Below are 17,634 nucleotides of genomic sequence, written 5' to 3'. Positions count from 1 at the left end.
CCGTCACGGGCGCCGACCCCCCGCTCGGACAGGTCAAGCTCCTAGCCGGGCGCTACGCAGTGACCACCCGTCACCCGACCTCCTCCTTGGCCAGGCGCGGAATGTCCGCCACGTCGTAATACACCGGCAGGCCGCGCCGCCGCGCGGTGGCGACGTCCTGGTCGGCCCCCGCCGAATCGCCGGGCAGCCGCAGCACGGCGTCGCAGTGGCCGAGCAGCCGGTCGGCGGCCGGATAGAGCACCTGGTCGGCCAGCGGATCAGTGGGCCCCGCACCAGCGGAGTGCAGCACCGGCAGCGCGATCCACTCGCCGATCACCGGCAGATGACCGGCGGCGAAGATCGGCCACGCGGCGGCCTCCAGCCGGGCGAGGTTGGCCGCCATGGCCTGCGGATCGCCGCCGGTCCCGGAACGATACGGTCCGGCGATCAGGATGAGCATGGGCTTGTCTGTCATGACCGCTACAATACATGCATAAACGTGCAAGAACAGGAGACAACGTGAATGCTAGCCGCTGAGAGACGCGACCACCTGCTCGAACTCCTCGCCCGCCAGGGCAAGGTCGTCGCCAAAGATGTCGCCGCCGACCTGGGCATCTCCGAAGACAGCGTGCGGCGTGACCTGCGCGACCTCGCCGCCGAAGGTCTGTGCCAGCGCGTCTACGGCGGCGCGTTGCCCGTCTCACCCGCCGTGGCCGACTACGCGGCCCGGCAGACCGTGACCCCGGACGGCAAGCGCAAGGTCGCCTCCGTCGCCGCGGGGCTGGTACGGCCCGGCGGCGCGGTGATCCTCGACGGCGGCACCACCGCCCTCGCCGTCGCCCACGCGCTCCCGAAGGAGCTCTCCTGCACGGTGATCACCCACAGCCCCACGATCGCCGCCGCCCTGCTCGATCACCCGCGGGCAGAGTTGTTCCTGCTCGGCGGCCGCGTCTTCAAGCACTCGGCCGTCACCTGCGGAGCCGCCGCGGTCGAGGCCGCGCAGAACGTCTCCGCGGACCTGTGCCTGCTCGGCGTCACCGGCGTCCACCCCGAGGTGGGCCTGACCACGGGAGACGCAGAGGAGGCGGCGATGAAGCGCGCCCTGTCCGCACGGGCGGCTGACACGTACATCCTCGCCTCCTCGGAGAAGCTCGGGACCGCCTCGCGCTTCCGCGTACTGCCGTGGGAGAAGGTCAGCGGCGTGATCACCGACGCCGACGCGCACCACCCGGTCGTCGAACAGGTCAAGGCGCTCGGAGTGGAGGTCCTTACGGCAAGCTGAGCATCAACCCATCGCCTCTCAGAGGCATACGACCAACAGCCGCTCCCCCGGACCCTTGATGCAGCCAGTCGGTTGCCATAAGATGGCAACCGACTGGTTGCTATGTGCTGGAGGCTGCGATGGCGTTCCCCGACCGGATCGAGCGAAGCGTGCTGCTCGCCAGCACGCCCGAGCAGGTATGGGCCGCGCTCACCACGTGCGAAGGCCTGTCGTCCTGGCTCGGCGAGAACGTGACCATCGACCTGCGGCCCGGCGGATCCGCCCAGCTGACCGTCAGCAGCGGGCGCACCGTCGACATGCGGGTCGAACGGGTCGAGGAACCGGTGGTGTTCGGGTTCACCTGGCGGCTCCCCGATCTTCCCGACGACGATCCGCGCCGCACCTACGTCGAGTTCACCCTCGAAGCGTCCGGCTCCGGCACACGCCTGCGGGTCGTCGAGACCGGCTTCGCTCAGATGCCGGACGGCTTCCGCGGCAAAGCCTACGAAAGCCACGCCGAAGGATGGGCGGGCAAGCTCGACGCATTGGCCCGTCGCCTTGACGCCGCCTGACATCGAGGCGATCGCGGAGCAGGTCTTCCAAGCCCTGGCCGACCCCACGCGCCGAGCGATCCTGGCCAGGCTGGCGGCACACGGCCCAGCCACGGCCACCGACCTGGCCGATCACCTCCCGATCACGCGGCAGGCGATCGCCAAACACCTCGCCCTGCTGACGGACGCGGGTCTGGTGAGCCCGGAACGCGGCGAGTGGCGGCGAGTGCGTTACCGGCTCCATTCCGCACCCGTCCGGCTCGCGCAGCAGTTCCTGGCAGCGCTGGCCCACGACTGGGACGACCGCCTCCAGGCGCTCGGCGAGCATCTCGACAGCAGTACGCCACTCCCGCGCCACAACGACCAGCGTCCGGACTGAAAGGACCTCTCCATGACAACTACAGCGGACTACCAGACGACCGTGCGGGCGAAAGCTTCCCCTGACGCCCTCTTCGACGCGCTCACCACCGTCACGGGCCTGGCCGCCTGGTGGAATCCAGCCACCGGGTCCGGCGTGACCGGCGGCGAGCTCCGGTTTCACATGAACGCCTCCCATCCCCTCGTGATCCACGTCGAGGAGGCGACCCGGCCGTCGTCGGTGCGATGGACCGTCGTGGACTGCCCCTTCCTGCCCGACTGGGTCGGCACCAGGCCCACGTTCACCATCACCCCGGGCGACGGAGACACAACCGAGCTCTTCTTCCGCCACCGGGGCCTGAGTGAGGAGCTCGAGTGTTTCGGCATGTGCACCCGCAGCTGGCAGCACTACATGTCGAGCCTGCGCGACTACCTGGAGGTCGGCGACGGAAGCCCGCTCGGCAGCCCCGGAGACCTCGCCCGCCGACAAGCAACGTCCATCCGCTAGGAGGGGCCTCTCACGTGCGTTCAGGCTGCGGGGGCGCCTCTGGCCACGGATAGTCTCGTCACCGGTTTGCCTGGCCATAGCCCTCGGGGCGTCGAGGACCGAAGAACCACGCACAGCCTGAACCCTCTACCGAAGGCGCCCCGGCCCAGTCTTGAGGGCGCACACCCGCGAACCCGCACGGGTTGCCGATGGTCCCCAGGCCATCGACCTCGGGGGTGTGGGGGTGGGCCGAAGGACCACCCCCACCGGGCACAGCCCGAGCCCGCCGGCGCCGAAGGCGCACGACCCCGCGAGGCCCATGCCCGAAGGCGCGCGACCCCGCGAGGACCGAGCTGTCAGCCGCCGAGGCAGTTGGCCCCAAGGAGCTGCTTCAAGTCCCCCATCAGCGCCGGCGATGGCGTCACCCGGTACCGGTCCTCCACGCGCAGCACGGTGGTGCGGGGCCCGTTGTGCACCTGGAGGTGCACCTCCGAGGTGCCCGGGTGCGTGGTGAGGATCTCCTTCAGCCGCGACACCACCGGCGGAATGCACTTCTGCAAGGTCATCGACACCAGCAGCGGCCCCCCGGCCTCCACGGTGAGGTCGGGCGCCGACACCTCCATCGCGATGATCTTGGCCACGTCTTCCCGCTTGTCGATCCGCCCCTTGACGAACACGATCGCGTCCTCGGCGAGGATGGTGGAGCACAGCTGGTAGGCCGACGGGAAGATCATCACCTCGATCGCGCCTTCGAGGTCCTCCAGCTGGGTGAGCACCCAGGTGTCACCCTTCTTGGTGACCTTGCGCTGCACCCCGGACAGGATGCCGCCCACGGTGACGATCTGCCCGTCGGGCCGGGATTCGTCCTGGAGCGCGGCGATGGAGCAGTCGGCCCCGGCGGAGAGGATGTGCTCGACGCCGAGCAGCGGGTGGTCGGAGACGTAGAGGCCGAGCATCTCGCGTTCGAACTGCAGCAGGGTGGTCTTGTCCCACTCCCCGACGGGGATCTGCACGTCGAAGGTCTGGTCTTCGCCGTCCTCGACGGCGCCGAACAGGGAGTCCTGGCCGATGGCCTCGTTCTTCTTGATGTCGATGATGGCGTCGACGGCCTGTTCGTGCACCATGACCAGGCCCTTGCGGACGTGGCCGAGCGAGTCGAAGGCTCCGGCCTTGACGAGCGACTCGATGACGCGCTTGTTGCAGACGATCGCGGGCACCTTGCGCAGGAAGTCCTTGAACTCGGCGAAGCGCCCCTTCTCCTTGCGCGCGCCGATGATGCCGTCGACGACGTTGCCGCCGACGTTGCGGATGGCCGACAGGCCGAAGCGGATGTCGGTGCCGCGCGGGGTGAAGTCGAAGTCGGAGTCGTTGACGTCGGGCGGCAGGACCTTGATGCCCATGCGGCGGCATTCGTTCAGATACAGCGCCGACTTGTCCTTGTCGTCCTTGACCGACGTGAGGAGCGCCGCCATGTATTCGGCCGGATAGTTGGCCTTCAGGTAGGCGGTCCAGTAGGAGACCAGGCCGTAGCCGGCCGTGTGGGCCTTGTTGAAGGCGTAGTCGGAGAACGGCAGCAGGATGTCCCACAGCGCCTTGATGGCCGCCGCGGAGAAGCCGTTGTCCTGCATGCCCTTCTCGAAGAACTCGAACTGCTTGTCGAGCTCGGACTTCTTCTTCTTGCCCATCGCCCGCCGCAGCAGGTCGGCGCCGCCGAGGGAGTAGCCGGCGACCTTCTGGGCGATGGCCATGACCTGCTCCTGATAGACGATCAGGCCGTAGGTCGTGGACAGGATCTCCGAAAGCGGCTCTTCGAGCTCGGGGTGGATCGGGGTGATGTCCTGCTGGGCGTTCTTGCGCAGGGCGTAGTTGGTGTGCGAGTTGGCGCCCATCGGGCCGGGACGGTAGAGCGCCAGGGCGGCGGAGATGTCTTCGAAGTTGTCGGGCTTCATCAGCCGCAGCAGGGTGCGCATGCCGCCGCCGTCGAGCTGGAAGATGCCCAGGGTGTCGCCGCGCGCCAGGAGTTCGTAGGCCTTGACGTTGTCGAGCGGGAGGGCCAGCAGGTCGATCTTCTCGCCCCGGCCGGACTCGATCATCTTGATGCAGTCGTCGATGATCGTGAGGTTGCGCAGGCCCAGGAAGTCCATCTTGAGCAGGCCGAGCGACTCGCAGGTCGGGTAGTCGAACTGCGTGATGATCGCGCCGTCGGAGTCGCGGCGCATGATCGGGATGTAGTCGGTCAGCGGTTCCGACGACATGATGACGCCCGCGGCGTGCACGCCGGTCTGGCGGATCAGGCCCTCCAGGCCGCGCCCGAGATCGATCGTCGCCTTGACGTCGACGTCCTCCTCGTAGAGCTTGCGCAGCTCTCCGGCCTCGTTGAAGCGCTGGTGCTCCTTGTCGAAGATGCCCGACAGCGGGATGTCCTTGCCCATCACGGCGGGCGGGAAGGCCTTGCTGATGCGGTCGCCGAGCGCGTAGGGGTAGCCCAGGACGCGTCCGGCGTCCTTGACGGCGGCCTTGGCCTTGATGGTGCCGAAGGTGGCGATCATGGCGACCTTGTCGGCGCCCCACTTCTCGGTGACGTACCTGATCACGTCGGCGCGCCTGCGCTCGTCGAAGTCGATGTCGACGTCGGGCATGGAGACACGTTCGGGGTTCAGGAACCGCTCGAAGATCAGTCCGTGGGGGATCGGGTCGAGGTCGGTGATGCCCAGGGCGTAGGCGACCAGGGATCCGGCGGCCGATCCACGGCCGGGTCCGACCCGGATGCCGTTGTTCTTGGCCCACATGATGAAGTCGGCGACCACGAGGAAGTAGCTCGGGAAGCCCATCTGGATGATGACGCCGAGTTCGTTCTCGGCCCAGGCGCGGTGCTCCTCGTCGACGCCTTCGGGGAAGCGCCGGGCCAGGCCCTCCCACGTCTGCTGCCGGAAGTACTCCTCCTCGGTCATGCCCTCGGGCACGGGGAAGGTCGGCATGAGGTTCTTGAACTCGAAGAACCCGGTGGGGTCGACCTTCTCGGCGACGAGCAGGGTGTTGCGGCAGCCTTCCTGCCAGAACTCGTCGTTGGCGTGGATGGCGCGCATCTCGTCGGCGGTCTTGATGTAGTAGCCGGAGCCGTCGAAGCGGAAGCGGTCGGGGTCGGACAGCTGCTTGCCGGTCTGGATGCACAGGAGCGCGTCGTGGGAGGCGGAGTCGGCCTCGTAGGTGTAGTGGGAGTCGTTGGTCACCAGCGGCGGGATGCCGAGCTCGCGCGAGATGCGCATCAGCCCGTCGCGGACGCGGCGCTCGATGTCGAGCCCGTGGTCCATGACCTCCAGGAAGTAGTTGTCCTTGCCGAAGATCTCCTGGTACTTCGCCGCCGCCTTCACGGCCTCGTCGTACTGCCCCAGCCGCAGGCGGGTCTGCACCTCACCCGACGGGCAGCCGGTGGTCGCCATCAGTCCGTCGGAGTGTTCGGCCAGCGTCTCGGCGTCCATGCGCGCCCACTTGCGCACGAAGCCCTCGGTGTAGGCGCGCGAGGAGAGCTTCATCAGGTTGTGCAGGCCCGACTTGTTGCGCGCCCAGATCGTCATGTGGGTGTAGTAGCCGCCCGCGGAGACGTCGTCGCTCTTCTGCGAGGGCTCGCCCCACAGCACCGGCTTCTTGTTGTGGCGCATCTCGGGCGCCACGTAGGCCTCGATGCCGATGATCGGCTTGATGCCGGCGGCGGTCGCCTGCTTGTAGAAGTCGTTGGCGCCGTGCATGTTGCCGTGGTCGGTGATCGCGATGGCCGGCATGCCCAGGTCGCCGACCTGTTTGAACATCTGCTTGAGGCGCGCCGCCCCGTCCAGCATCGAATACTCGGTGTGCACATGAAGGTGAACGAACGAGTCACTGGACGTCATGGAGCGGAGACCCCCTCAAGCTAGAGATGTGCGGCTCTGACTCTAGTGGCCCCGACCGACAGTCCGGCGCAGCCTCGCGAGACGCTGACGATCTGTACGGCACGCACCGACCTTCCCGACACACCGCCCCCTAGGGCGTGTCCGTCACCCTCCTCCCAGCAGCGTCGATATCGTTGCGTAGTGAGTCGATCACGCGTTGACGAAGGCTACGAGCCGTCCCTGGGCAACCGCCAGGTTCAGATGATCGCGATCGGCGGCGCCATCGGCGTCGGCCTGTTCCTGGGCGCCGGAGGACGCCTCGCGGCCGCCGGCCCGGCGCTGGTGTTGTCGTACGCGCTCGCCGGCCTGGCCGCCTTCTACGTCATGCGCGCCCTGGGCGAGCTGGTGCTCTACCGCCCCACCAGCGGCTCGTTCGTGGAGTACGCCGGGGAGTTCATCGGCCCGTGGGCGGCCTTCACCAGCGGCTGGATGTACTGGCTGAACTGGGCCTTCACCGGCATCGCCGAGCTGACGGCGGTCGCCACGTATGTCGGTTACTGGGCGCCCGACTTCCCCAAGTGGCTCACGGCCCTGGTCAGCCTGGCCTTCGTCCTGGTCGTCAACCTCGTCTCCGTCAAGCTCTTCGGCGAGCTGGAGTTCTGGTTCGCGCTGCTGAAGGTGCTGGCGATCTGCGCCTTCCTGGTCGTCGGCCTGGTGATGGTGATCTTCGCGATCGAGGGCGCGGGTCCGGCCAACCTGACCGCGCACGGCGGGTTCTTCCCCAACGGCTTCCCCGTGGTGCTGATGAGCCTGCAGGCGGTGGTCTTCGCCTACGCCTCGATCGAGCTGGTCGGCATCGCGGCGGGCGAGACCGCCGAGCCGCGCAAGGTGATGCCGAAGGCCATCAACGGCGTCGTGTGGCGCATCGCGGTCTTCTACGTCGGCTCGGTCCTCCTGCTGGCGATGGTCCTGCCGTGGACCGCCTACAGCGCCGGAGAGTCGCCGTTCGTGACGGTGTTCGGCAAGCTGGGCATCCCGTGGGCGGCCGACGCGATGAACCTCATCGTCATCACCGCCGCGCTGTCGTCGTGCAACTCGGGCCTGTACTCCACCGGCCGCATCCTGCGCTCGATGGGCTTCAAGGGCGAGGCGCCCGCCTTCACCAGGAACCTGAGCGCCAGGCACGTGCCGTACGGCGGGATCCTGATGACGGCCGCGGTGTTCCTGCTGGGCGTGGCGCTCTACTCCTCCGTGCCGGAGCGGGCCTTCAACATCGCCACCGCCATCGCCTCCCTCGGCGTGATCACCACCTGGGGGACGCTGGTGTACTGCCAGATCATGCTGCGCAGGACCGGTCACCGCTCCAGCTTCCCGATGCCGGGCTCGCCGTACACCAACTGGGGCACGCTGGCCTTCCTGGCGCTCGTGGTGGTGCTGATGGCCTTCGCCGACGCCGACCAGCGGATCGCCTTCTTCTGCATCCCGCTGCTGGCGCTGGCGATCTGGGCGGGCTGGCGCATGATCGGCAGAAGGCGCGTGAACGGACCAGGCGCCTGACCGGAAAACGCCTGGCGTAACGATCTCGACGCCGGGTTATCCTCCCCAAAGAGGCAATCGGGGAGGATGACTCTGGACGCGGCGAACCGCCCATTCACGCATGCCGTACTTTCCGCCGTCCTCGGGGTCGCGCTCGCGCTGACCGCGTTCTGGACGGGCGCTTTCGACGTCGTCGCCTGCAAGGCCCTCGGCATCGGCTGTCCTGACACCACGACGGGCACGCTCCCGCAGGTCAAGCGCCTCACGCCGAAGCAGGCCGCGCTCAGCGGCGCCTACATCGCCCTCGGCGACTCCTTCTCCTCGGGTGAGGGCGTCTACGATCCGGGCGCGCCACCGATCGACCGGGGGGCGGGCCTGTGCCACCGCTCCAGCGGCTCCTACGTGCCGCAGATCACCAGGAGCCACCCGTTCGCCGGCGGCGCCTCGTTCTGGGCGTGCGCGGGCGCGACGACCACGAACCTGCTCAAGGGCCAGCACGGCCACAGCCCCCAGATCGACCGGGTCACGGCCGAGACGAGCCTGGTGACGGTGAGCATCGGCGGCAACGACGCGGGCTTCACCGACGTGCTCAAGGAGTGCATCGTGCGGCTGCCGTGGTCGTCGACGTGCGTCGAGCAGGAGCCGGCCGTGCTCAAGCGCATCGACGACCTGGGCCCGAGGATGCGCGAGGTGCTGCGGGCCATCCGCGACCGGGCGCCGCAGGCCCGTGTCGTCGTGGTCGGCTACCCGCGGATCTTCCCGCGCGACCCGGGCGGGCGGGTCGACAACCTCTCCCCCGACGACCAGCGCTGGCTGAACCGGGTCGGGCGCCGCCTGAACGAGACCATCGGGGCGGCGGTCGCCGAGTTCGACCGCGCGATCGCGGCGTTCAAGGGTCCTGGCAGCGCGGAGTTCGTCGATCCCTACGATGCCTTCGAGGGTCACGAGATCGGCCGCGCCCAGCCGTACATGAACGCCCTGGACGTCAACGTGGAGCGCCTGCTGGTCTACAGCCGCAGCTATCACCCGACCGCGGACGGCTACCGGCGGCTCGGCGAGTTGGTCGCCAGGCAGATCGATTCCGGCCCGAAGCGCCTACTCAACAACCTCACCTTGCCATAAATCATCTCCAATCGGGCAGGCGATTCGCCATGCCGTAAGCCTGGCTCCCACGCGAGTCGCCGATCACCGATCGCTATGGGAGTATCTGTTGGCTTAGAAGGGGGTTTGTGGCCGTTGAGACAGAACCCTGGTCGCCGGATCGCCGGTCGGTACCAACTGCAGGAGCCCATCGGCAGGGGCGGAATGGGCATCGTCTGGCGTGCCCACGACGAACTCCTGGACCGCACCGTGGCGGTCAAGGAGGTGCGTTACAGCAGCGACCTGGGCGAGGAGGTGCAGCTGCTGAACCGGCGCACCATGCGCGAGGCCAGGGCCGCCGCCCGCTTCGAGCATCCCAACGTGATCGTCGTCTACGACGTGATCGAGGAGGACGACCAGCCCTGGATCGTCATGCAGATGGTGCCCTCGCGCTCCCTCGGCACGGTGATCAAGAAGGACGGGCCGCTGCCGTACCGCCGGGTCGCCGAGATCGGCCTGGCCGTCCTCGACGCCCTGCACGGCGCGCACGAGGCCGGGGTGCTGCACCGCGACGTCAAGCCGGAGAACGTCCTGCTGGCCGACGACGGCCGCGTCGTGCTCACCGACTTCGGCATCGCCACCCTGGAGACCGAGACCCAGCTCACCATGACGGGGCTGGCCGGCACGCCCGCCTTCATCGCGCCCGAGCGGCTCAAGGGCCTGCCCGCGCGGCGCGAGTCCGACCTGTGGTCGCTCGGCGCCACGCTCTACACCGCCGTCGAGGGCCGCGCGCCGCACGAGCGCGGCATGGTCATGGCCACCATGCACGCCGTACTCAACGACGACCCCGCGCCGCCCGCCAAGGCCGGCCCGCTGGCCCCGGTCATCCTGGGCCTGCTCGCCAGAGAGCCTGAGGACCGGCTGTCGTACGGCGACGCGATGCGCAAGCTGCGCGACGTGTCCGCCCCCGAACGGCCCGCCGCTCCCCCGCCGACATTGCGCAATGTGACGCAACGGGCACACACTGAAGTGATGCCGGTAGAGGACGACACGCCCACCGACCCGAACCTGCGTCCGGTGCCGCCCGCCCCCGCGCGCTCCGCCAAGGCCTCCGCCCAGGCGGCCCGCAGCCCCGAGCCTCCCGCACTGCCCGAGACGGGCGCCCGCCTAGCCCCCGAGCGCACGGTGGAGGCGGACCGGCCCGGCAACCGCAAGGTCGGGGCGATCGTCGCCGTGGTCGCCGCCGTGGCGGTCGTGGCGGGCCTGGGAACCTGGCTGGGCATGAAGTCGGCCGGCGACCCCGAGAGCACCGTCACACCGCAGAGCCAGGCCGCGAAGGCCTCCTCGACGCCGTCCTCCACCCCGAGCGCCTCCCAGCAGGCGAGCGAGAGCCCCAGCGCCCCGCCGACCACGGCCGCCCCCAGCCCCACGCCCTCCGCCTCCACGGAGCCGCCCAAGGCGGCGCTGCCCGACGGCTGGAAGATGTACAAGGACGAGTCGGGCTTCCAGGTCGGCCTGCCCAAGGGGTGGGAGCCGTACAAGCGCGAGGGCTCGCAGGTCTTCTTCCGCGGCCCGGGCGCCGCCTCCAACGCGTTCATGGCGATCGACCAGGTCAAGAAGGCCGGTCCCGACCCGGTCGCCGACTGGAAGCGTTCCGACAAGGGCGCCCCCGGCCGTTTCGGGGGCTACAAGCTGGTCGGCATCAAGGCCGTCGACTACATGGAGAAGGCCGCGGACTGGGAGTTCACCTGGGTCACCAACTCGGGCAAGACGCGGGTGCTCAACCGGGGATTCGTCACCAAGGGCGGCATGGGCTACTCGATCTACTGGCACAACCTCGACAGCCGGTGGAAGAAGGACTTCCACTTTTTCGAGACATTTGCCGACACGTTCAAGCCGGCCAAGTAGGTAGGCTTCGCGGGTGGACAGGCACGTCGCCAAGAGGTATCGGCTGATCGAACCCCTCGGCGAGGGCGGGATGGGCATCGTCTGGCGCGCCCACGACGAGCTGCTCGACCGCGTCGTCGCGGTCAAGGAGGTCCGCTACGCCGGGGTCGGCGACCGCCGGCGCGAAGAGCTCAACCGGCGCACCGTCCGCGAGGCCCGAGCCGCCGGCCGGCTCGACCATCCGGCGATCGTCGTCGTCCACGACGTCGTCGAGGAGGACGGGCGTCCCTGGATCGTCATGCAGCTGGTGCCCTCGCGCTCGCTGGCCGCCGCGGTCAAGAGGCACGGCCCGCTGCCGGTGCCCCACGTCGCCCGCGTCGGCCTGGCCGTCCTGAGCGCCCTGCGCGCGGCCCACGCCGGCGGGGTGCTGCACCGCGACGTCAAGCCGGAGAACGTCCTGCTGGCCGACGACGGCCGTGTCGTGCTCACCGACTTCGGCATCGCCTCCTCCGAGTCCGATCCCGCCATGACGGGCACCGGCCACCTCGTCGGCACGCCCGCCTTCATGCCGCCCGAGCGGCTCAACGGGCTGCCCGCGACCCCCGCCTCCGACCTGTGGTCGCTCGGCGCGACGTTGTACACGGCCGCCGAGGGGCGGGCGCCCTTCGGGGGCGACTCGTGGGCCGCCGCCGTCGCCGCGGTGCTGCGCGACAGGCCCGAGCCGCCGCGCCTGGCGGGTCCCCTGGCTCCGGCCATCATGGGGCTGCTCCACGCCGACCCCGCCGCGCGCATGAGCGCGGCGCAGGCCGAGGCGATCCTGCACGCCGCCCAGGCGCAGCACAGCACCTCGGCCTCCTTCCCGGGCGGACCAAGCGGACCAAGCGGACCGAGTGGACCGAGTGGACCGGGAGGACCGGGTGGACCGGGTGGACCAGGCGCGCCGTACGGTCCCCCGGGTGTGACGCCCGCGCCCTCCACCCTCCACGGCACCCACAGGCCGCCCACCCGTCCGTCCAGGCGGCGCCCCGCCCTCTGGATCGTTCCCGCAGCCGCCATCGTGGTGGCCGCCGCGGCGGGCGGCGGCTGGTGGTGGCTCAGCGGCACGGGCACCGGCACCGCCTCGGGCCCCACCACGAGCCCCAGCCCCACCGCGACCCCGACCCCGACCCCGACCCCGACCCAGAGCCCGACCGTCACCCGCACGCCCGCGCCGACCGCGCTCCCCCGAGGCTGGCGGCGCGTCACCTCCGAGGCGGGCGGCTTCTCCATCGGCCTGCCCAAGGGCTGGACCGCCACCAAGCACCGGACCCGCGCCAGCGTCAACTTCAGCGGCCCCGGCGTCCAGGGCCAGCTCACCGTGGAGTGGACCGAGCACGAGAAGGACTACTCCGACGAGAGCGCCCACTGGCGGGACCTGGAGAGCCAGATCATGGAGCGCGGCGAGTTCAAGGCCTACCGCAGGATCGCCATCCGCGACCTCACCTACCAGGGTGTGCCCGCCGCCGACTGGGAGTTCGTCCGCGAGCGCGGCGGCATCCAGATCCACGTGATCAACCGCGGCTTCCGCACCGCCGACGGCCGCCCGTTCGCCCTGTACTGGGAGGCGCCGCAGTACAGCTGGGCCGCGGACCTGAAGTATTTCGACGCCTTCGCCAGGACCTTCCGCCCGTCATGAAGGAGCAGGCCAGGTTCTGGCGTCACCCGGCCCTGCCCCGGGTCGACCTGCTGCACGCCCGCTACGTCACCCACCGCTACGCCCGTCACACGCACGAGGAGTTCGCGATCGGCGTGATCGTGGCCGGGGTGGAGGAGTTCGCCTGCCGGGGCTCGACCTACAGGGCGGGCACGGGCCAGCTGGTCGTGGTGAGCCCTGAGTACGAGCACACCGGCCAGGCGGGCGTGCCCGAGGGCTGGGCCTACCGGATGATGTATCCACCCGTGGAGACGATCTCCGAGAGCGGCACGCCGTACTTCGGCGATCCGGTGATCGAGGACCCGGCGCTGGCCGGGCTCCTGCTGCGCACGCACGCGGCCGCCGAGCACGGCGACGATCTGGCGGCCTCGACGCTCATGCGCACCTTCGCCGCCGAGCTGGTCTCCCGCCACGCCTCGCCGAGACCTCCGCGCGAGGCCGCCGCGGGTTCGCAGGAGGTACGGCAGGCGGTGGAGCTGCTGCACGAGCGCCTGGTCGAGCCGCCCTCGCTGGAGGGCCTGGCCGAGGCGGTGCGGTCGGCGCCCTTCCCGCTGCTGCGGGCGTTCAAGGCCGCCACCGGCCTGCCCCCGCACGCCTACCTGACCACGCTGCGGGTGCGCGAGGCCCGGCGCCTGCTGGCCGCGGGCATGCCGGCCGCCAGGGTCGCGGCCGAGGTGGGCTTCACCGACCAGGCGCATCTGACGCGGCACTTCAAGCGCATCGTGGGGGTGCCGCCCGCCGCCTACCAGAGGGCCGCAGGAACGTACAAGACGCACTAAATACCCTCAGAAGTATGAAACAGATTTCCACCGCGATCCGCGATGGACTGGGGGTCGGCTTCGCCGTGGGCCTGTCGGGGGTGGCCTTCGGCGCCGCCGCGGTGACCTCCGGCCTGAACGTGGCGCAGGCCTGTGTGCTGAGCCTGCTGGCCTTCACCGGTGCGTCGCAGTTCGCCCTGATCGGCGCCGTCGCCGGGGGCGGCGACCTGCTGGCGGCCAGCGCGGGAGCGCTGCTGCTCGGCGGCCGCAACACCCTGTACGGCCTGCGCATGGCCGACGTGCTGAAGGTGTCGGGGCCCAGGCGGCTGCTGGTCGCCCAGGGCGTGATCGACGAGACCACCGCCGTGGCCATGGCCCAGCCCGACCCCGAGAGCGCCCGGCAGGGCTTCACCACGACCTTCGTGACCCTCTACTTCATGTGGAACCTGACGACGCTGGCCGGGGCGGTCGGCACCGAGTTCCTGGGCGACCCCGCCGCCTTCGGCCTGGACGCCGTGGGCCCGGCGGCCTTCCTGGCGATCCTGTGGCCGCGCCTGGCCGAGAGTCCCGAGCTGCGCCTGCTGGCCCTCGGCGCGGTGGCGATCGCCCTGGCGACGACCCCGCTGCTGCCCGCCGGTGTTCCCGTCCTGTTGTCCGCCGTGGCCGTTTTGGTGGTGATGATGCGATGACGTTGTGGTGGGCGATCATTGTGGTCTGCGTGGGGTGTTACGCGCTGAAGGTGGCGGGCCTGGCGGCGCCGCGCCGGGTGCTCGACCATCCCCGCGTGCGGCGCTTCGCCGAACTGGTGCCCGTGGCGTTGCTGGCGGCGCTGATCGCGGTGCAGACCTTCACCCAGAGCGGTGAGCTGCACTTCGACGTGGCGCGCACCTGCGGGCTGGGGGCGGCGGTGGTGGCGCTGCTGCTGCGCGCGCCCTTTCTCGTGATCCTGGCCTCGGCCGCCGTGGTCACCGCGCTTGTGAGGCTGCTTCTCGGGTAGCGCGTCCGGCATGTCCGACAGTGCGGGGATAGTCGGTGGACGATATCGCTTGCTTCGGCCCATCGGGCGTGGCGGCATGGGCAAGGTCTGGCACGCGCACGACGAGGTGCTGGACCGTGACGTGGCGGTCAAGGAGGTGTTCCCTCCCGCCGACCTGACCGAGGAGGACCGAGAGGCCTTCACCCGGCGCACCTTCCGTGAAGCGCGCGCCGCGGGCCGGGTCTCGCATCCCGGCGTGGCCGCCGTCTACGACGTGCTGGAGGAGGGCGGCCATCCGTGGATCGTCATGCAGCTGGTGCCCTCCGACACGCTCGGCTCGCTGGCGCCGCTGCCACCACGCCGGGTGGCCGAGATCGGGCTGCAGGTGCTGGCGGCGCTGCGGGCCGCGCACGCCGCCGGGGTGCTGCACCGTGACGTGAAGCCCGACAACGTGCTGCTCACCGAGGGCGGCAGGGCGGTGCTGACCGATTTCGGCATCGCCACCACGCCCGACGACGTGACGGTGACCCGGACGGGCGTCCTGGTCGGCACGCCCGCCTTCATCGCCCCCGAGCGGGCCATGGGCTCCGACGCGACGCCCGCCTCCGACCTGTGGTCGCTGGGCGTCACGCTCTACCACGCGGTCGAGGGCTGCTCCCCCTTCCAGCGGGACAACCCCCTGGCCACCCTGGGCGCGGTGATCCACGCTCAGCCCGCCCCGATGGCCAGGGCGGGAGCGCTGGCGCCGGTCATCACCGGGCTGCTGCGCAAGCACCCGGACGAGCGCATGACCATGGAGGAGACCGAGCAGCGGCTGGCGGCCATCGTCACCGGAGCGCCCGCGGGCCCCACCGGGCCCGTGCCCCCGCCGCCGGACTCCGGGCCCGGCCCGCGGCGAAGGGTGCTGGCCGTGGCGGCCGCCGCGCTCGCGGTCGCCCTGGTCGCGGGCGGCGCCGCCTGGTTCACCAACCGCGGCGCCGCGGGCGAGCGCCCCTCCGCCCCGCCCGCCGCCTCCAGCAGCGTCTCGCGGACGGACGACGGCGTACGGCAGGGCACCCCGAGCCAGCCGTCGGACACCCCCTCGGGGGCCACACCCGAGCGGCTCGGCTCGTCGAACCCCTCGGGCACCCCGACCCGCGGCTCGAAGCCGTCGAAGACGCCCGCGTCGCCCTCGGGCAAGCCGACCGGCAAGCCGTCCGACAAACCGTCCGGCAAGCCGTCGAAGGCGGACGAGCCCGAGGACAACGACGACGGGCCCGGCCGGGTCGAACCCAGCTCGGTGGAAGGCGACGACGAGGGCTGAGGCCGGGGCTAGGACTCCGCGCTGACGATGTCGAGCGCCCGCTGCAGGTCGTCGGGGTAGGTGGTGGAGAACTCCATCCACTCGCCCGTCGAGGGGTGCTCGAAGCCCAGCCGGACGGCGTGCAGCCACTGCCTGGTCAGGCCCAGCCTGGCGGCCAGGGTGGGGTCGGCGCCGTAGAGCAGGTCGCCGACGCAGGGGTGGCGCAGGGCCGACATGTGCACCCGGATCTGGTGGGTGCGCCCGGTCTCCAGCTTGATGTCGAGCAGGGAGGCGGCGCGGAAGGCCTCGATCGTGTCGTAGTGGGTGACGCTCGGCTTGCCGCCCGCGACCACGGCGAAGCGGCCGTCGCCCGACGGGTGGCGGTCGATCGGGGCGTCGACGGTGCCGCGGAACGGGTCGGGGTGGCCCTGGACCAGCGCGTGGTAGCGCTTGTCGACCGTGCGCTCCTTGAAGGCGCGCTTGAGCATCGAGTAGGCGTATTCGCTCTTGGCCACGACCATCGCGCCCGTGGTGTTGGCGTCGAGGCGGTGCACGATGCCCTGCCGCTCGGCGGCGCCGCTGGTGGCGATGGTGTGGCCCGCCCCGAGCAGCCCGCCGATGACGGTCGGCCCGGTCCAGCCGACGGTGGGGTGGGCGGCCACGCCGATCGGCTTGTTGACGACCAGGAGGTCGTCGTCCTCGTAGACGATCGTCATGCCCGGCACCGGCTCGGCGACCGGCATCGGCGTCGTGACCGGCGGCGGGAGGGTGACCTCCAGCCAGGCGCCGCCGTGGACGCGGTCGGACTTGGCCGGCTCCCTGCCGTCGACGGTGACGTCGCCCGAGGCGATGAGCTCGGCGGCCTTGGTGCGGGAGAAGCCGAACAGCCGCGACAGGGCGGCGTCGAGGCGCTCGCCCTCCAGGCCGTCGGGGACGGGAAGACTGCGGGTCTCGCTCACTTGCCCGTCTCCCTGGTGCCGTCGATCTGGTAGCCGCGCCAGGCGAGGATCACCGCCAGGATGCCGCCGCACACGATGGAGGCGTCGGCGATGTTCCAGATGGGGAAGTTCTCGATGATGGGCCAGTGGCCGGGGAAGATCTCGATGAAGTCGACCACGTGACCCTGCAGCCCGCCGGGGTGGCGGAACAGGCGGTCGGTGAGGTTGCCCAGCGCCCCGCCCAGCAGCATGCCCAGGACGATCGCCCAGGGGAGGCTGCGCAGCTTGCGCGCGGTGCGGATGATCGCCACGACGACCGACGCGGCGATGATGGTGAAGATGATCGTCATCCCGGTGCCGATGCTGAACGCGGCGCCGGAGTTGAAGATCAGCCGGAACTGCAGCACCTCGGGGATGACCACCGTCGGCGGGCCGTACTCCGGCAGGGTCCGCAGGACGATGGTCTTGGTGATCAGGTCGGCGGCGTAGATGCCGAGGGCCAGGCATGCCAGCAGGACGACGAGCTTGCGGCGGGCCCCCGCGACGGGCGCGGGGGCCTCGGCCTCGGAGGCCGGTTCTACCGGCGCTCCTCCCTCTGCTTGCAGGTCACGCACAGCGTCGCCCTCGGGAACGCCTGAAGGCGTTCCTTGCCGATCGGCTTGTGGCACGATTCGCACACTCCATAAGTCCCTGCGTCGATCCTGGCGATCGCACGTTCGTTCTGCGCGACCAGGTCGCGTGCATTCAGGGTAAGGGCGATCTCGCGTTCCCGCTCATAGGTCTTGGCGCCCGCGTCGGCCTGGTCGTCGCCGGCGCCCTTGGTGACGTCGCCGGAGGCGATCTCCGATTCGTGGCGGAGGATGTCGGCGTTGAGCTCGGCCACCTCCTGCGCGAGCGCGGCGCGGACCTCGGCCAGTTCTGCCTCTGACCACATCGACGGGGTGGCGGTCTGCGTGACTGCCGTCATGGCTGCCTCCATGCTG

17 protein-coding genes are annotated in these 17,634 nt (G+C 70.4%); 12 read left to right on the top strand and 5 right to left on the bottom strand.

The window, feature by feature from the left end:
- Window positions 1-70: 70 nt before the first annotated feature.
- The gene (locus tag HNR30_RS05245; protein WP_181608479.1) at window positions 71-454 is read right to left on the bottom strand and encodes a DUF4406 domain-containing protein; all 384 of its coding nucleotides are present in this window, start codon (window positions 452-454) and stop codon (window positions 71-73) included.
- Between the two features lie 48 nt (window positions 455-502).
- On the opposite strand from HNR30_RS05245, the gene HNR30_RS05240 reads away from it, so the two are divergent.
- From HNR30_RS05240 to HNR30_RS05225, 4 genes are all read left to right on the top strand, one after another.
- Window positions 503-1,261, top strand: coding sequence for a DeoR/GlpR family DNA-binding transcription regulator (locus tag HNR30_RS05240; protein ID WP_181608478.1), 759 nt, complete (start codon window positions 503-505; stop codon window positions 1,259-1,261).
- Between the two features lie 119 nt (window positions 1,262-1,380).
- Complete coding sequence (locus HNR30_RS05235; protein ID WP_181608477.1) at window positions 1,381-1,812, top strand: SRPBCC domain-containing protein; 432 nt, start codon at window positions 1,381-1,383, stop codon at window positions 1,810-1,812.
- Window positions 1,799-2,170 carry an ArsR/SmtB family transcription factor gene (locus tag HNR30_RS05230; RefSeq protein WP_181608476.1) on the top strand — a complete coding sequence of 124 codons (372 nt, stop codon included), beginning with the start codon at window positions 1,799-1,801 and terminating at the stop codon, window positions 2,168-2,170. Before HNR30_RS05235 ends, HNR30_RS05230 begins: the two co-directional genes overlap by 14 nt.
- Window positions 2,171-2,182: 12 nt before the next feature.
- Entirely contained in the window at window positions 2,183-2,656 is a 474-nt protein-coding gene (locus HNR30_RS05225) for an SRPBCC family protein (protein ID WP_181608475.1), read from the top strand.
- Window positions 2,657-2,991: 335 nt separating this feature from the next.
- Here the strand turns inward: HNR30_RS05225 and dnaE are convergent, their stop codons facing one another.
- Complete coding sequence (gene dnaE, locus HNR30_RS05220) at window positions 2,992-6,522, bottom strand: DNA polymerase III subunit alpha (protein WP_181608474.1); 3,531 nt, start codon at window positions 6,520-6,522, stop codon at window positions 2,992-2,994.
- A gap of 180 nt (window positions 6,523-6,702) precedes the next feature.
- Here dnaE and HNR30_RS05215 point away from each other — a divergent pair, with 180 nt between their 5' ends.
- The 8 genes from HNR30_RS05215 to HNR30_RS05180 all read left to right on the top strand — a co-directional run bounded on the left by HNR30_RS05215 (window position 6,703) and on the right by HNR30_RS05180 (window position 15,734).
- Window positions 6,703-8,058: an amino acid permease gene (locus tag HNR30_RS05215; protein WP_312894237.1), complete on the top strand. Its 1,356-nt coding sequence runs from the start codon at window positions 6,703-6,705 to the stop codon at window positions 8,056-8,058.
- A gap of 66 nt (window positions 8,059-8,124) precedes the next feature.
- Window positions 8,125-9,159: an SGNH/GDSL hydrolase family protein gene (locus HNR30_RS05210; protein ID WP_181608473.1), complete on the top strand. Its 1,035-nt coding sequence runs from the start codon at window positions 8,125-8,127 to the stop codon at window positions 9,157-9,159.
- Window positions 9,160-9,234: 75 nt separating this feature from the next.
- Window positions 9,235-11,025: a serine/threonine-protein kinase gene (locus HNR30_RS05205; RefSeq protein WP_281389485.1), complete on the top strand. Its 1,791-nt coding sequence runs from the start codon at window positions 9,235-9,237 to the stop codon at window positions 11,023-11,025.
- A gap of 13 nt (window positions 11,026-11,038) precedes the next feature.
- A complete protein-coding gene (locus HNR30_RS05200) occupies window positions 11,039-12,679 on the top strand; it encodes a serine/threonine-protein kinase (protein ID WP_181608471.1) in 1,641 nt (546 codons plus the stop codon).
- On the top strand, window positions 12,676-13,476 hold the full coding sequence (locus HNR30_RS05195) for an AraC family transcriptional regulator (RefSeq protein WP_181608470.1): 801 nt from the start codon (window positions 12,676-12,678) through the stop codon (window positions 13,474-13,476). The genes HNR30_RS05200 and HNR30_RS05195 overlap by 4 nt, the downstream gene beginning before the upstream one ends.
- A 14-nt stretch (window positions 13,477-13,490) precedes the next feature.
- Complete coding sequence (locus HNR30_RS05190) at window positions 13,491-14,144, top strand: AzlC family ABC transporter permease (protein WP_181608469.1); 654 nt, start codon at window positions 13,491-13,493, stop codon at window positions 14,142-14,144.
- Window positions 14,141-14,452 carry a branched-chain amino acid transport AzlD family protein gene (locus HNR30_RS05185; protein ID WP_181608468.1) on the top strand — a complete coding sequence of 104 codons (312 nt, stop codon included), beginning with the start codon at window positions 14,141-14,143 and terminating at the stop codon, window positions 14,450-14,452. Before HNR30_RS05190 ends, HNR30_RS05185 begins: the two co-directional genes overlap by 4 nt.
- A 49-nt stretch (window positions 14,453-14,501) precedes the next feature.
- Complete coding sequence (locus HNR30_RS05180) at window positions 14,502-15,734, top strand: serine/threonine-protein kinase (protein WP_246377156.1); 1,233 nt, start codon at window positions 14,502-14,504, stop codon at window positions 15,732-15,734.
- 8 nt (window positions 15,735-15,742) lie between these two features.
- Here the strand turns inward: HNR30_RS05180 and HNR30_RS05175 are convergent, their stop codons facing one another.
- The 3 genes from HNR30_RS05175 to HNR30_RS05165 are packed head-to-tail and all read right to left on the bottom strand — an operon-like array spanning window position 15,743 to window position 17,618.
- On the bottom strand, window positions 15,743-16,672 hold the full coding sequence (locus HNR30_RS05175; RefSeq protein WP_181608466.1) for an RluA family pseudouridine synthase: 930 nt from the start codon (window positions 16,670-16,672) through the stop codon (window positions 15,743-15,745).
- Complete coding sequence (lspA, locus tag HNR30_RS05170) at window positions 16,669-17,265, bottom strand: signal peptidase II (protein ID WP_312894236.1); 597 nt, start codon at window positions 17,263-17,265, stop codon at window positions 16,669-16,671. The genes HNR30_RS05175 and lspA overlap by 4 nt, the downstream gene beginning before the upstream one ends.
- Complete coding sequence (locus tag HNR30_RS05165) at window positions 17,229-17,618, bottom strand: TraR/DksA family transcriptional regulator (RefSeq protein WP_181608464.1); 390 nt, start codon at window positions 17,616-17,618, stop codon at window positions 17,229-17,231. The genes lspA and HNR30_RS05165 overlap by 37 nt, the downstream gene beginning before the upstream one ends.
- Between the last annotated feature and the right edge of the window lie 16 nt (window positions 17,619-17,634).

This window comes from Nonomuraea soli (genome assembly GCF_013761175.1).
Lineage (GTDB): Bacteria > Actinomycetota > Actinomycetes > Streptosporangiales > Streptosporangiaceae > Nonomuraea > Nonomuraea soli.
This window is presented reverse-complemented; position numbering and strand designations above follow the sequence as displayed.